This is a genomic window from Pseudomonas sp. B40(2017) (genome assembly GCF_002112855.1).
In the GTDB taxonomy this organism is placed as follows: domain Bacteria; phylum Pseudomonadota; class Gammaproteobacteria; order Pseudomonadales; family Pseudomonadaceae; genus Aquipseudomonas; species Aquipseudomonas pharyngis.
In genome coordinates, this window is the sequence record NZ_NEIT01000005.1 from 97401 (window position 1) to 110541 (window position 13141).

The 13141-nt window shown below is 60.5% G+C and carries 12 protein-coding genes, 1 tRNA gene and 1 pseudogene; 12 read left to right on the forward strand and 2 right to left on the reverse strand.

Going from position 1 to position 13141, the window contains the following annotated elements:
- Positions 1–55: 55 nt before the first annotated feature.
- The 6 genes from rbfA to CAF76_RS14560 all read left to right on the forward strand — a co-directional run bounded on the left by rbfA (position 56) and on the right by CAF76_RS14560 (position 4829).
- A complete protein-coding gene (gene rbfA / locus CAF76_RS14535; protein ID WP_007953741.1) occupies positions 56–457 on the forward strand; it encodes a 30S ribosome-binding factor RbfA in 402 nt (133 codons plus the stop codon).
- 4 nt (positions 458–461) lie between these two features.
- On the forward strand, positions 462–1379 hold the full coding sequence (gene truB, locus CAF76_RS14540) for a tRNA pseudouridine(55) synthase TruB (protein ID WP_007953739.1): 918 nt from the start codon (positions 462–464) through the stop codon (positions 1377–1379).
- Between the two features lie 141 nt (positions 1380–1520).
- On the forward strand, positions 1521–1790 hold the full coding sequence (rpsO, locus tag CAF76_RS14545; protein WP_011332409.1) for a 30S ribosomal protein S15: 270 nt from the start codon (positions 1521–1523) through the stop codon (positions 1788–1790).
- Positions 1791–1984: 194 nt separating this feature from the next.
- Positions 1985–4090: a polyribonucleotide nucleotidyltransferase gene (pnp, locus tag CAF76_RS14550; protein WP_011332410.1), complete on the forward strand. Its 2106-nt coding sequence runs from the start codon at positions 1985–1987 to the stop codon at positions 4088–4090.
- A gap of 129 nt (positions 4091–4219) precedes the next feature.
- A tRNA-Thr gene (locus tag CAF76_RS14555) sits at positions 4220–4295 on the forward strand.
- 234 nt (positions 4296–4529) lie between these two features.
- Entirely contained in the window at positions 4530–4829 is a 300-nt protein-coding gene (locus CAF76_RS14560) for a DUF6388 family protein (RefSeq protein WP_039769697.1), read from the forward strand.
- A 51-nt stretch (positions 4830–4880) separates the two neighbouring features.
- On the opposite strand, the gene nadC is transcribed toward CAF76_RS14560, so the two are convergent.
- Positions 4881–5729, reverse strand: a complete 849-nt coding sequence (gene nadC, locus CAF76_RS14565) for a carboxylating nicotinate-nucleotide diphosphorylase (protein WP_007953729.1) — start codon at positions 5727–5729, stop codon at positions 4881–4883.
- Between the two features lie 255 nt (positions 5730–5984).
- On the opposite strand from nadC, the gene CAF76_RS14570 reads away from it, so the two are divergent.
- From CAF76_RS14570 to CAF76_RS14590, 6 genes and pseudogenes are all read left to right on the forward strand, one after another.
- Positions 5985–8174 carry a DUF1631 domain-containing protein gene (locus CAF76_RS14570; protein ID WP_085647658.1) on the forward strand — a complete coding sequence of 730 codons (2190 nt, stop codon included), beginning with the start codon at positions 5985–5987 and terminating at the stop codon, positions 8172–8174.
- 64 nt (positions 8175–8238) lie between these two features.
- Entirely contained in the window at positions 8239–8799 is a 561-nt protein-coding gene (gene ampD, locus CAF76_RS14575) for a 1,6-anhydro-N-acetylmuramyl-L-alanine amidase AmpD (protein ID WP_011332414.1), read from the forward strand.
- Positions 8796–9629, forward strand: coding sequence for a regulatory signaling modulator protein AmpE (gene ampE, locus CAF76_RS14580; protein WP_039769185.1), 834 nt, complete (start codon positions 8796–8798; stop codon positions 9627–9629). The genes ampD and ampE overlap by 4 nt, the downstream gene beginning before the upstream one ends.
- 1126 nt (positions 9630–10755) lie before the next feature.
- Positions 10756–10959: pseudogene (locus CAF76_RS29070) on the forward strand (HAMP domain-containing protein); the annotation flags it as partial.
- 153 nt (positions 10960–11112) lie between these two features.
- Entirely contained in the window at positions 11113–11817 is a 705-nt protein-coding gene (locus CAF76_RS29075) for a methyl-accepting chemotaxis protein (RefSeq protein ID WP_371857714.1), read from the forward strand.
- 154 nt (positions 11818–11971) lie between these two features.
- The gene (locus tag CAF76_RS14590) at positions 11972–12361 is read left to right on the forward strand and encodes a hypothetical protein (protein WP_085647660.1); all 390 of its coding nucleotides are present in this window, start codon (positions 11972–11974) and stop codon (positions 12359–12361) included.
- On the opposite strand, the gene CAF76_RS14595 is transcribed toward CAF76_RS14590, so the two are convergent.
- Positions 12362–13138 (reverse strand): TatD family hydrolase, encoded by a 777-nt coding sequence (locus tag CAF76_RS14595; protein ID WP_085647661.1) that lies wholly within the window; start codon positions 13136–13138, stop codon positions 12362–12364.
- Between the last annotated feature and the right edge of the window lie 3 nt (positions 13139–13141).

The following is a 13141-nucleotide window of genomic DNA, read 5'->3' on the forward strand; positions in this document are numbered from 1 at the left end:
TTGCCGCTTTCAGACCTTGCGGGTTTCACCGCAGGGCAGTAACAGGTAACAAATCATGGCAAAAGAATACAGCCGTACCCAACGTATCGGCGATCAGATGCAGCGTGAGCTGGCCCAACTGATCCGTCGTGAAGTCAAAGACCCGCGCGTCGGCCTGGTCACCATTACCGCCGTGGAAGTCAGCCGTGACGTCGGTCACGCGAAGATCTTCATCACCGTGATGGGGCAGGACAACGCCGAAGACATCGCGCAAAGCATCAAGGTGCTCAACGCTGCCGCCGGTTTCCTGCGCATGCAGCTGGCCCGCGAAATGAAGCTGCGCAGCGTGCCGCAATTGCACTTCCACTACGACGAAAGCGTCGTGCGGGGTGCGCACCTGTCGGCCCTGATCGAGCGCGCTGTGGCTGAGGACAATCAGCACGTAGCTGCGGCAGAACCCGAAGACACCAAGGAGTAACTCGGTGGCGCAGGTCAAACGTATCCGTCGTAACGTCAGCGGCATCATCCTGCTCGACAAGCCGTTGGGGTTCACCTCCAACGCCGCGTTGCAGAAGGTTCGCTGGCTGCTCAACGCCGAGAAGGCCGGTCATACCGGCAGTCTCGATCCTCTGGCCACCGGCGTTCTGCCGCTGTGCTTTGGCGAGGCGACCAAGTTCTCGCAGTACCTGCTCGATTCCGACAAGGGTTACGAAACCCTGGCGCAACTGGGCAAGACCACCACCACGGCGGACGCCGAGGGTGAGGTTTTGCAGGAGCGTCCGGTGACCGTTGGTCAGGCCGACATTGAAGCGGTTCTGCCGAAATTTCGCGGGCAAATCAGTCAGATACCGCCGATGTACTCCGCTCTCAAGCGTGATGGCCAGCCGCTGTACAAGTTGGCCCGTGCAGGCGAAGTAGTGGAGCGTGAACCGCGTTCTGTTACTATTGCGCGCTTGGAATTGCTGGCCTTCGAAGGCGATACTGCGCGACTCGCGGTGGATTGCAGCAAGGGCACCTATATTCGCACCCTGGTGGAGGATATCGGTGAGCAACTCGGTTGTGGTGCGTACGTCGCTGAATTGCGTCGTACCCAGGCCGGGCCTTTCACCCTGGCGCAGACCGTGACCCTCGAAGAGCTGGAAGCGGTACATGCCGAAGGCGGCAACGAAGCGGTCGACCGCTTCCTGATGCCATCGGACAGCGGCCTGCAGGATTGGCCGCTGCTGCAGTTCTCGGAAGCGAGCGCGTTCTACTGGCTCAACGGCCAGCCGGTACGTGCCCCGGATGCTCCGAAGTTCGGCATGGTGCGGGTACAGGATCACAACGGTCGCTTCATCGGTATCGGTGAAGTGAGCGAAGACGGGCGCATCGCGCCGCGTCGACTGATTCGGTCAGAATGACCGGAAACCGGTCTGTGTAACAGCAGGCCGGCGAGTGTGGCTGTCAACAGGCACGGTCACTACTCATTTATAGATACAGGGATTTGTCCCTGGCCTGTTGAAACTGTTTTTGAAACGGTTTCCTGATAAAAGGATTGCCTCATGGCTCTCGACGTTCAAGAAAAAGCTCAAATCGTTGCCGACTACCAGCAAGCTGTTGGTGACACTGGTTCGCCAGAAGTGCAAGTTGCACTGCTGACCGCCAACATCAACAAACTGCAAGGTCACTTCAAGGCCAACGGTAAAGACCACCACTCCCGTCGTGGTCTGATCCGCATGGTTAACCAGCGTCGCAAGCTGCTGGACTACCTGAAAGGCAAGGACGTGAGCCGTTACAGCGCTCTGATCGCTCGCCTGGGTCTGCGTCGCTAATCAGCGATTGCGCTATGAGGTTGGTTGTCTGTCAGACGTCAGCGGGTTTCCGCCGGCGTCCGGCAGGCTCCCAGCCTCAAGTTTTATCTGGATACACGTTTTACCCTGGACAGGCGTCGGGCCGATTCCCGGCATTGCCCAAGAATTTCGCAAGAAACCAGTTCCCCCAAGAGCCACAAAGAAGGTAGGACACCGTGAACCCGGTAATCAAAAAATTCCAGTTCGGTCAGTCGACCGTTACCCTCGAGACTGGCCGTATCGCCCGTCAGGCCTCCGGCGCAGTATTGGTCACCGTTGACGACGACGTCAGCGTATTGGTGACCGTAGTCGGTGCCAAGCAAGCCGATCCGGGCAAGGGCTTCTTCCCTCTGTCCGTTCACTACCAGGAAAAGACCTACGCTGCCGGCAAGATCCCTGGCGGTTTCTTCAAGCGTGAAGGCCGTCCTTCCGAGAAAGAAACCCTGACTTCCCGACTGATCGACCGTCCGATCCGTCCGCTGTTCCCGGAAGGTTTCATGAACGAAGTGCAGGTTGTCTGCACCGTCGTTTCCACCAGCAAGAAGACCGATCCGGACATCGCTGCGATGATTGGTACCTCGGCTGCCCTGGCGATCTCCGGCATTCCGTTCGACGGCCCGATCGGCGCCGCTCGCGTTGCTTTCCACGAAAGCACCGGCTACCTGCTGAACCCGACCTACGAGCAGCAGGCTGCCTCGAGCCTGGACATGGTCGTTGCCGGTACTTCGGACGCCGTACTGATGGTTGAATCGGAAGCCAAAGAGCTGACCGAAGACCAGATGCTGGGCGCAGTACTGTTTGCTCACGACGAGTTCCAGGTCGTGATCAACGCCGTTAAGGAACTGGCTGCCGAAGCTGCCAAGCCAACCTGGACCTGGGCACCTGCTCCAGAAGCCACCGAGCTGCTGGCCGCTATCCGTTCCGAGTTCGGCGAAGCGATCTCCCAGGCTTACACCATCACCATCAAGGCCGACCGTTACGCGCGTCTGGGCGAGCTGCGTGACCAGGTTGTGGCCAAGCTTTCCGGTGAAGAAGGCCAGCCTTCGGCTGCCGACGTCAAAGCCGCTTTCGGTGAAATCGAATACCGCACCGTTCGCGAAAACATCGTTAACGGCAAGCCACGTATCGACGGTCGCGACACCCGCACCGTACGTCCGCTGAACATCGAAGTCGGCGTTCTGCCGAAGACTCACGGTTCGGCACTGTTCACCCGTGGCGAAACCCAGGCTCTGGTTGTCGCGACGCTGGGCACCGCCCGTGACGCGCAACTGCTGGATACCCTGGAAGGCGAGAAAAAAGACCCGTTCATGCTGCACTACAACTTCCCTCCGTTCTCGGTGGGCGAGTGTGGTCGCATGGGTGGCGCCGGTCGTCGCGAAATCGGTCACGGCCGTCTGGCCCGTCGTTCGGTTTCGGCCATGCTGCCTGCCGCTGACGTGTTCCCGTACACCATCCGTGTGGTTTCGGAAATCACCGAATCCAACGGTTCGAGCTCGATGGCTTCCGTTTGCGGCGCTTCCCTGGCCCTGATGGACGCTGGTGTTCCGATGAAGGCACCGGTTGCCGGTATCGCCATGGGTCTGGTTAAAGAAGGCGAGAAGTTCGCCGTCCTGACCGACATCCTGGGCGACGAAGACCACCTGGGCGACATGGACTTCAAAGTAGCCGGTACCGCCAAAGGTGTGACCGCGCTGCAGATGGACATCAAGATCAAGGGCATCACCGAAGAGATCATGGAAATCGCTCTGGGCCAAGCCCTGGAAGCGCGCCTGAACATCCTCGGCCAGATGAACCAGATCATCGGCCAGTCGCGTACCGAACTGTCGGCCAACGCTCCGACCATGATCGCGATGAAGATCGACACCGACAAGATCCGTGACGTTATCGGTAAGGGTGGCGCGACCATCCGTGCGATCTGCGAAGAAACCAAGGCTTCGATCGACATCGAAGACGACGGCTCGATCAAGATCTTCGGCGAAACCAAGGAAGCGGCTGAAGCTGCACGTCAGCGCGTTCTGGGTATCACCGCAGAAGCCGAGATCGGCAAGATCTACGTCGGCAAGGTTGAGCGCATCGTCGACTTCGGCGCATTCGTCAACATCCTGCCGGGCAAGGACGGTCTGGTTCACATCTCGATGCTGAGCGACGCTCGCGTAGAGAAAGTGACCGACATCCTGAAAGAAGGCCAGGAAGTGGAAGTGCTGGTACTGGACGTGGACAACCGCGGCCGTATCAAGCTGTCCATCAAAGACGTGGCCGCTGCGAAGGCTTCGGGCGTTTAATCACCCCGCAGCTCCAGCGCAATGAAAATGCCCCGCCGTGAAAACGGCGGGGTATTTTTTTGTCCGTGAAATATCGAGTCATTCGGCGAAGTTGCCGACCTGCAAGACCGGTGCTAGGTTTAGCCCACCGCCCGTGTAGCTCAGCCGGTAGAGCAGCGCACTCGTAACGCGAAGGTCGCAGGTTCGATTCCTGTCTCGGGCACCACCTCTCCCTTATCCTTTTGAACCGGCATTTATGTTCCACAGGTCAACTTTTTGTGGGAGAGATGTAAAGAGCCGTGTAATTCGTCATGCAAACGTCCTATATTCGGTGCCTGCCTGAGCATCGCCCAGCAGTTTTCAGATGATCCCGAATGGTTCCGAAGGCCGGACAGTCCGCGTCAGAGAGATCCTTGATGATCCAGATCCATCCTCCATTCCTATGATCAGCGAGAACGCCATGACCGAATTAACTCAAGAGCAACGTCACGAAGAAGCGCTTAGAAAATACATTCTGGATGTCCCGGATCTGAAGGAAGAGATCAAGGACCTGAGTCCCGATGATCAGAAAGACCAGATTCAGTGGGCGTTCGAAGATGAAGCCGAAGCCCAGGGCCTGCAGCCGTGGGAATTGACCCTCAAGTACACCAGCACGCCTGAGGAGTTCGAGGCCAAGCGCCTGGAACTGCACAAGGAAGCGGCCGAAGTGTTGGGCGTCGAGTGGGAAGAGTACTGCGAGATGAACAATCTGGTGGTCTGAAACAAAAACGCCAGCCTCGAAAGAGCTGGCGTTTTTTATTGCGTGATCGACTCAGATGCTCAGTCGCATCGACAGATCCACGGCCTTCACGTCCTTGGTCATCGCGCCGATCGAGATGTAATCCACCCCGGTCTGTGCGATCGGCAGCAGCGTGCTTTCGTTGATGCCGCCACTGGCTTCCAGTTTTGCCTTGCCGCCGTTCAGGCGCACGGCTTCGCGCATGTCGTCGAGGCTCAGCTCATCGAGCATGATGATGTCGGCACCGGCGGCCAGCGCCTCCTTCAGCTCTTCCAGACTTTCCACTTCGATTTCCACCGGCTTGCCCGGGGCGATCTTGTGCGCAGCGGCAATGGCCTGCGGGATGCCGCCGCTGGCAGCGATGTGGTTTTCCTTGATCAGGAACGCGTCGTAGAGACCGATGCGATGGTTATGGCAACCGCCGCAGGTGACCGCGTATTTCTGCGCCAGACGCAGGCCCGGCAGGGTCTTGCGGGTGTCGAGCAGTTTCACCGACGTCTCGGCAACGAAGTCCGCCAGGTACTGCGCGCGGGTCGCCACGCCCGACAGCAATTGCAGGAAGTTCAGGGCGCTGCGCTCGCCGGTCAGTAGCGACCGGGCAGGGCCTTCCAGATGAAACAACGGCTGATTCGGCGAAACCCGTTCGCCATCGCGCACCTGCCAATGCACCGCCACCCGCGGATCGAGCTGGCGGAACACCGCATCGACCCAGGCCGTGCCACTGATGACGGCGGCGTCACGGGTGATGATGGTGGCTTTGGCCAGGCGTTCGGCCGGGATCAGTTGCGCGGTGATGTCGCCGCTGCCGATGTCTTCGAGCAACGCACGGCGCACGTTGGCTTCGATTTCGGCGGTCAAATCGGCGAGACGTAGATTCGGCATAACGGGCTCCACAAACTAAGTGGTCCGATTATAGGGGCATGGCGTCGGCCAACCCAAGGCGAGAACAGCCACGCAGCCCTGCATCCGGTCGATTTTCTTTGAGCAAACCCGATTCTGTCGTGGTCACTTCAAGGTGTCGGCGCATAGGGGAAACCCTGACGGCTCTGGCGCCGGGGACATCTTTTGCAAGATAATCCGCCTTGCATTTGACGCCATGAGTTTGACGTCGGCAAATCACCGTTTCAGGAGGCTTGGATGCACAACGACGGGAATGTAGTGCCTCTGCACAAGGCCACTACCGATCAGGCGACTCACTCGCCGCTCGCCCGCCTGCCTGTGATTCTGCTTCAGGTTCGCGACAAGGCTGCCCAGCGCCTGCGCAACGGTTTGCAGGAGCTGTTCGATAACGCCGACGACACCCTGTTCGAAATGGCCGACCGGGCACGCAACGACGTCGAACAGAACATTTTTTTCGAGGCCATGCGCGACCTGCGCCTCAAGCGCAAGAACATCGAACGCGGTTTTCTCGAGCAGTTTTTCGAAGCCTTTGTCGGCCTCACTCAATTCGATCCCGTCCCCACCGTCCTGTCTCACGCCTTGCAATATGGGGACACCTCGGCGCGCACTGATGACATGGAGCGCAGCGTCGCGGTCGAAACCATGGTCGGCCGCGTACTCAATCGCGACGGCTTCGCCCTCGATCAACTGACCGCGCGGTTCAATGCGCTGTTGGGCAAGACCCTGGACGATCAATACAACCCGCTGGGCCCGGCGATGCTTTGTGAGTACTTCCTGCAGGCCGGGCGCAATCTGGGGGTGGAGATCAAGGTCAAGCTGATCCTGCTCAAATTGTTCGAGCGCTATGTGCTGGCCGATACCGATCAACTCTACGCCGAAGCCAACCAACTGCTGATCGCCACGGGCGTGTTGCCCGACCTCAAGCCGGCACCGGCCCGTCGTGCCATCGATCAGGCCGTGGCCAGCGTGCAGAGTGAATTCAAGGGCGTCGACAAACCTCAGACGGATGCGGGCGTGCAGGAGGTCTTCGCCGCGTTGCAGGAGTTGCTGCTGCATGTGCGCGGTACCGTTGCGCCGACCCTGGAACCCAGCGCTCCCGCCCAACCAATTTCCACCCGCGACCTGCTGCGCCTGCTCTCGCACCTGCAGCAATACGTGCCGGCGCTGGCGGTGCAGGACGACTTCGATCTGCGTCATCAACTTGAACAACTGCTGACCCGGGTCAGCGTGCGCAGCGGCAAGTCGCGAATTGTCGGCGGGGCTGACGAGGACGTGATCAATCTGGTGGCCATGGTCTTCGACTGCATCCTCGATGATCGCAACCTGCCGGATTCCCTCAAGGCGCTGATTGCCCGGTTGCAGATCCCGATGTTGAAGGTCGCGGTGATCGACAAAAGCTTCTTCAGCCGCAGCAGCCACCCGGCGCGCCGCCTGCTCAACGAAATCGCCGAGGCGGCGATGGGCTGGGGCGAGTGCGACGGTAATGCGCGCGACAGCCTGTACCTGCGCATCGAGCAAGTGGTGCAGCGCCTGCTGACGGATTTCGTCGATGACCCGGCGATTTTTTCCGAGTTGCTGGCGGACTTCCTCGCCTTCACCAGTGACGAGCGCCGTCGCAGCGAATTGCTTGAACAGCGTTTGCGCGATGCCGAAGAGGGCCGGGCGAAAACCGAACTGGCTCGCCAGCGGGTCGAGCAGGCGCTCAATCAGGCTTTGCTGGGCAAGGTCCTGCCACCGTCGGTGGTGACGTTCGTGCAAGACGCCTGGAGCAAGGTGTTGCTGCTGACCTGCCTCAAGCACGGCGATCAGTCCGCCGAATGGCAGGCCGACGTGCAGACCATGGAGCAATTGATCTGGAGCGTGCAGCGTCACGACGACGCCGAAGCCGGTCTGCGTCTGCTGGCGCTGGTGCCGGGATTGCTCAAGTCATTGCGCGACGGCCTGAGCACTTCGGCCTTCGATCCGTTTGCCACCAGCGGTTTTTTCAGTGAGCTGGAAGCGCTGCATGTGCGGCTGCTCGAACCGTCCAGCGCACCGGATCAGTCCGTGCTGCCGGAAATGATCGAAGTGTCGCAGACGATTGTCCTGCAGATGGCTGACGACGGTCTTAAGCCACGCACGCCAGCGCGTTTGCCAGCCGACGATGTCGGTCTGCGCCAGGTCGAACAGTTGCGTCTGGGCAGTTGGGTGGCGTTCGAGGAGGACGAAGAACACACTCTGCGCTGCAAGCTGGCGGCGATCATCGAGGCTACCGGCAAGTACGTGTTCGTCGACCGCACCGGCATGAAAGTGCTGGAGCGCGACCGCACGGAACTGGCCCTGGCGTTTCGTCGCGGCGCGGTGCGGGCGCTGGACGACACCTTGCTGTTCGACCGGGCGCTGGAGTCGGTGCTCGGCAATCTGCGGCGGCTCAATCGCGGCAAGTGATCGCGCGCCGGGGGCCGATCACGGCATACTGGTCGCCAACACAGTCGGCGTTGAAGGAATCGGTATGCAGTTGGATCCCGCAAGCGGGTGGTGTCACGGGGTGCAGGTCTGCCCTTCGCCCAACTTCAATGAACGCCCGGCGGGCGAAGTCTCCCTGTTGGTCATCCACAACATCAGCCTGCCGCCGGCACAGTTCGCCACCGGCAAGGTCCAGGAATTTTTCCAGAATCGTCTGGATGTCACGGAACATCCCTACTTTGCGGGGATCGCCGACCTGCGCGTGTCGGCGCATTTTCTGATCGAACGTGACGGCAAGGTCACCCAGTTTGTCTCCTGTCTTGAGCGCGCCTGGCATGCTGGCGTTTCGGTGTTCGAGGGACGGGAAACCTGTAACGATTTTTCCGTAGGCATCGAGCTGGAAGGCACCGATGATCTGCCGTTCACCGATGCGCAGTACCAGGCGTTGACCGTGCTGACCCGGCAGATACAGGCGGCGTTCCCGGCAATCACCGTCGAGCGCATCTGCGGGCACAGCGACATCGCCCCCGGACGCAAGACCGACCCCGGACCCGCATTCGACTGGGCACGCTACCGCGCCGCCCTGGCACAAGAGGAAGGACAATGAGTTTTCTGGTGTTACTGCTGGCGGTATGGATCGAGAAGTTCTCGGCTCTGCGCCAACGGGTGCAACGCGATGGCGGATGGATCCGCGAACTGCACAAGCTTGAAACCGGTGGGCTGGCGAAACAGCCGTGGCTGGTGCTGATTGTTCTGGTGCTGCTGCCGGTGGCATTGCTGGGCTTGTTGCTGCTGGTGCTGGAGCCGGTGGCCTATGGTCTGCTGGCATTGCCGGTGCATTTGCTGGTGGTGATTTACAGCCTGGGGCGGGGTGACCTGCTCGGCGAACTCGGGCCGTTTCGCGACGCCTGGCGCCGTGAGGACCTGCAGGCCGCCGCCCATGTGGCCAAGCGTGATCTGAACATCTGCGCCGAAAGCGGAGAACAATTGCTGGAGCAAGTGCAGCGGCATCTGTTGTGGCAGGCCTACCAGAGCTTTTTTGCGGTGATTTTTTGGTACTTCCTGCTCGGTCCGGTGGCGGCACTGAGTTACCGCTTGCTGGCGCTGGCGGAGGAAAACGCCCAGAACCCGGCGGTGGCCGAACGGGCAGGGCAACTGCGTCATGCCTTCGACTGGGTGCCGGTGCGCCTGCTGGCGGCGAGCCTCGCCCTGGTCGGCAATTTCGTCGCGGTCAGTCGGGTGATGCTGCACGAGCTGCTGAACTGGAACATCAGCGCCGCGCAACTGATCAACAGGGTCGGGCTCGCGGCCGGGGAAATCCCGCCGGCCGCTGTCGGCCCCGAAGGCATCAACACCCTCGACTGCCTGTGGGAGTTGCTGCTGCGGGCGGCGGTGCTGTGGTATGCCGGATTTGCCCTGTGGACAGTGCTGGCGTAGGCCGTTCGAGTGACGAGGGGGGCAATCCCCCTCGTTAACCTTAAGTTACAAAACCTCCCTTCGATTTGAGCTATACAGAGATAGCGCCCGATAGTGGCTATCTGCTGTCGCCCCGCGCCTGCCAATAAAAACAAGAAAAAACCAAGGGAGACTTCCAGTGAAGAGCTTGCTCTATCCCGCCGTCTCGCTGATGAACCGCTTGAGCTTCGGGATGAAGTTCAGCCTGATCAGCGTGCTGTTCCTGGTGCCGATGCTGGTGACCAATTTCTATCTGGTGCGCGATTCCTATCGCGAATTCCAGGGCACCCGAGTGGAGCTGCAGAGCCTCGACCTGCTGGGCAGCAGCCTGACCTTGCGCCGGGATCTGGAAACCCTCAACAATCTGGTGCAGATCAATGTCACCCTCGGCCAGTCCGGCAAGGCCGGCAATGTCGAGGCGCAGATCACCAGTCTTGAGCAAAACGCTCTGGCGCGCCTGCAAGGGCTGACGCCCATGACCGAGGATCCGGAGCAGATCAAATTCTTCGAGGCCAAGCGCGATGAAATGATCGCCGCCTTCAAGGCCCAGCAAGCGGAAAACTCTCTGCAAAGCAAAAGTGCACTGATCGGCAAACTGCTGGGCAACGCGCAGATATTCAGCCAGATCGTGGCCAGTCAGGCCGGATTGAGTCGCGACAACCAGAGCGACATACGCCAGCTCAGCGAGCTGATCACCGCGATCACGCCGGCCGTCACCCAGGCCTTGGGCGAAGGTCGGGCGATGGGCTCGTATTCATTGGGCCAGGGCTTTCTCAACAGTTCGTCGAGCACCCGTTTCGACGAGTTGCTGGTGCAGATCGAAAAGCTTCAGGCCGAATATGGCCTGAAATTGCAGGATGCGCTGGGGTCGAGCAAAGCCGCCGGTGACTCCCTGAGCGCCCCGGCCGATGCCAGCAAGGCGTCGCTGAAACAGGCCGGCACCCTGATCGAAGAACAAGTGGTGATGGCCGAAACCCTCGACGCCCCATGGCAGGGTTTTTATGACCAGCTCACCGGGCTGATGGACCAGACCTATCAGCTCAACGACGCCACCCTGAAATTTCTCGACACCCAATTGCAACAGCGCCTGGGGCAAAACCGTACGCACATGGTGCTGCAAGCCGTGGCGTTGTCGCTGGTGTTCGTGCTGATTTTCTATCTCTACGGTGGCTTCTATGCCTCGACCCGCGCCACCCTGAAAAACCTCGGCGCCATGATGGATAAAGTCGCGGCGGGCGACATGACGGTGAATTTCCACGCCAACAGCCGCGATGAACTCGGCGAGTTGGGCGAAGTGTTCAACGGTACGGTGAGGAAAATCCATGACCTGATCGAACGGGTCGGCCACACCGTTGGCGAGGTCGAGCGGCAGGCGGGGCAGGTGGAAAACGTCTCGGCGCAAAGCAATCAGGCGGTCGCCGGGCAACGCACACAGATCGAACAGGTGGCGACGGCGATGAACCAGATGTCGGCAACGTCGCTGGAGGTGGCACGCAGTGCGGCGGCAGCGGTCAGCAGCGCCCACAGCGTGAACGACGAAACCATCAACGGGCGCGGACTGGTGGAATCGCAGCAGGGCAGCATCGCGGCACTGGCGAGCGAGATCGATCAATCGGTGCTGGTGATCAACCAGTTGGCCAGCGACAGTCAGTCGATCAGTCGCGTTCTGGAAGTGATCAAGAGCATCGCCGAACAGACCAATCTGCTGGCGCTCAACGCCGCGATCGAGGCTGCGCGGGCCGGTGAGCAGGGGCGCGGTTTTGCCGTGGTCGCTGACGAAGTCCGCACGCTAGCCAAACGCACTCAGCAATCGACCGAAGAAATCGAGCAGATGATCGCCAAGCTCCATGGCGGCGTCGGCGCGGCAGTGAAGGCCATGGGCGTCAGCCATCAGATGGCCAACGGCACGGTGGGGCAGTCGGAGAAAGTCCAGCAGGCGCTGGAAAACATCCTCGGCGCTGTCGGCATGATCGTCGACCAGAACCAGCAGATCGCCGCCGCCGTCGAGCAGCAGACCGCCGTGGCCCACGATATCGACCAGAACATCGTCGAGATCAACCGTGCCGGCGAGCGCACCGCAGAAGGTGCGCATCAGACCGAAGACGCCAGCCGTGCGTTGTCGGCGCAGGTGGTCGAGTTGAAGCAGTTGATCAGCGCGTTCCGGGTTTGAAGCGACCTGCCTCCTGTGAGGCAGGTTTTTTCGGAATGGCTTGTAGTACTTTTTTGCCTACATCTGTAAGCCCAATCCTGTTTTCCTCCAGGCGCTGGTTTTTCGGCTTCAATGAACCAAGATCAATTCATTGACCACTTGGAGGAGATCGCACATGTCCGTCGCAACCCTGGGCGTCCAGGGCCGCTGCGCCCACTGCCAGACCACGCTGGTGCTCAAGCCCTGGCAACTGAATGCCATTTCGATCCACGAAGCGTTCACCTGCGCCCACTGCCAAAAAAGCCTGGAGCTGCGCTGCCCGAAGCAGATCAAACGCTTTCGTTCGCTCGACTCACTCGGCCTGCTGCGCGTCAGTGCGCTGGTGACGGTGTGCACCGCGCTGCTGGTGGCCTTGGTGATGGAATGGGTGGGCCTGCTCAGCGTCACCGAGCAGCTGAACGGATCGCTGATCGCGATTTTCGTGTACTTCGCGGTGATTCGTTATGCCCGGCAGCGCCAGCATCTGACGCTGATTCTCGACGCGGCCAAGGCTCACGCCGACTGACTACCAGCCGAACACGTCGCAGCTGTTGGCGGTACTGGCGGCGGCGAGTTGTTGCGCACTGATGTTCATCAAAGTGGCCAGTGAGGCGCAGATCGTCGGCAGATGCGCCGGCGTATTGCGCACGCCGGGAAACATTGCGGGCGCCATGTCCGGTGAGTCGGTTTCCAGCACCACCGAATCCAGCGGCAAGTCGGCCAGCACCCGATGCATGCGCAACGCCTGCGGCCAGGTCGGTGCACCACCGAGGCCGAGTTTGAAACCAAGCTTGATGTATTCCCGCGCTTCTTCACGGCTGCCGGCGAAGGCGTGGATGATCCCGGCGCGTTTGAGCTTGAAGCGCTTGAGCGTGGCGATCACTGCCGCATGGCTGCGCCGTACGTGGATCAGCGCCGGTAATTCGAAATCCGCCGCCAGTTGCAGCTGCGCTTCGAACAGCGCCTGCTGGCGTTCGCGGTCGAGGGTTTCGATGAAGTAATCCAGGCCGATTTCACCGACCGCGCACAGCTGCCTATGACCCTTTAGCCGTGTCAGCCAGTCGCCCAGTGCCAGCAAGTCTTGCGGCCGATGCTGATCGAGATAGACCGGGTGCAAACCGAAGGCCGCGTACAGATCGGCATCGCTTTGCACCAGATCCCACACCCGTTGCCAGTTACCCTCGTAGACCCCGAGCACCACCATTCGCCGCACCCCGAGGGCGCGGCTTTCGGTGAGCAGCGCCGCGCGGTCGGCGTCGAAGTCAGGGAAGTCCAGATGGGTGTGGCTGTCGATCAGCTCCACGGC

Bases quoted from the DNA above. Each gene is read 5' to 3' on its own strand.
- rbfA (WP_007953741.1), top strand. From the start codon at position 56: ATGGCAAAAGAATACAGCCGTACCCAACGTATCGGCGATCAGATGCAG.
- rpsO (WP_011332409.1), top strand. From the start codon at position 1,521: ATGGCTCTCGACGTTCAAGAAAAAGCTCAAATCGTTGCCGACTACCAG.
- CAF76_RS14560 (WP_039769697.1), top strand. From the start codon at position 4,530: ATGACCGAATTAACTCAAGAGCAACGTCACGAAGAAGCGCTTAGAAAA.
- nadC (WP_007953729.1), bottom strand. From the start codon at position 5,729: ATGCCGAATCTACGTCTCGCCGATTTGACCGCCGAAATCGAAGCCAAC.
- CAF76_RS14570 (WP_085647658.1), top strand. From the start codon at position 5,985: ATGCACAACGACGGGAATGTAGTGCCTCTGCACAAGGCCACTACCGAT.
- ampD (WP_011332414.1), top strand. From the start codon at position 8,239: ATGCAGTTGGATCCCGCAAGCGGGTGGTGTCACGGGGTGCAGGTCTGC.
- ampE (WP_039769185.1), top strand. From the start codon at position 8,796: ATGAGTTTTCTGGTGTTACTGCTGGCGGTATGGATCGAGAAGTTCTCG.
- CAF76_RS29075 (WP_371857714.1), top strand. From the start codon at position 11,113: ATGTCGGCAACGTCGCTGGAGGTGGCACGCAGTGCGGCGGCAGCGGTC.
- CAF76_RS14590 (WP_085647660.1), top strand. From the start codon at position 11,972: ATGTCCGTCGCAACCCTGGGCGTCCAGGGCCGCTGCGCCCACTGCCAG.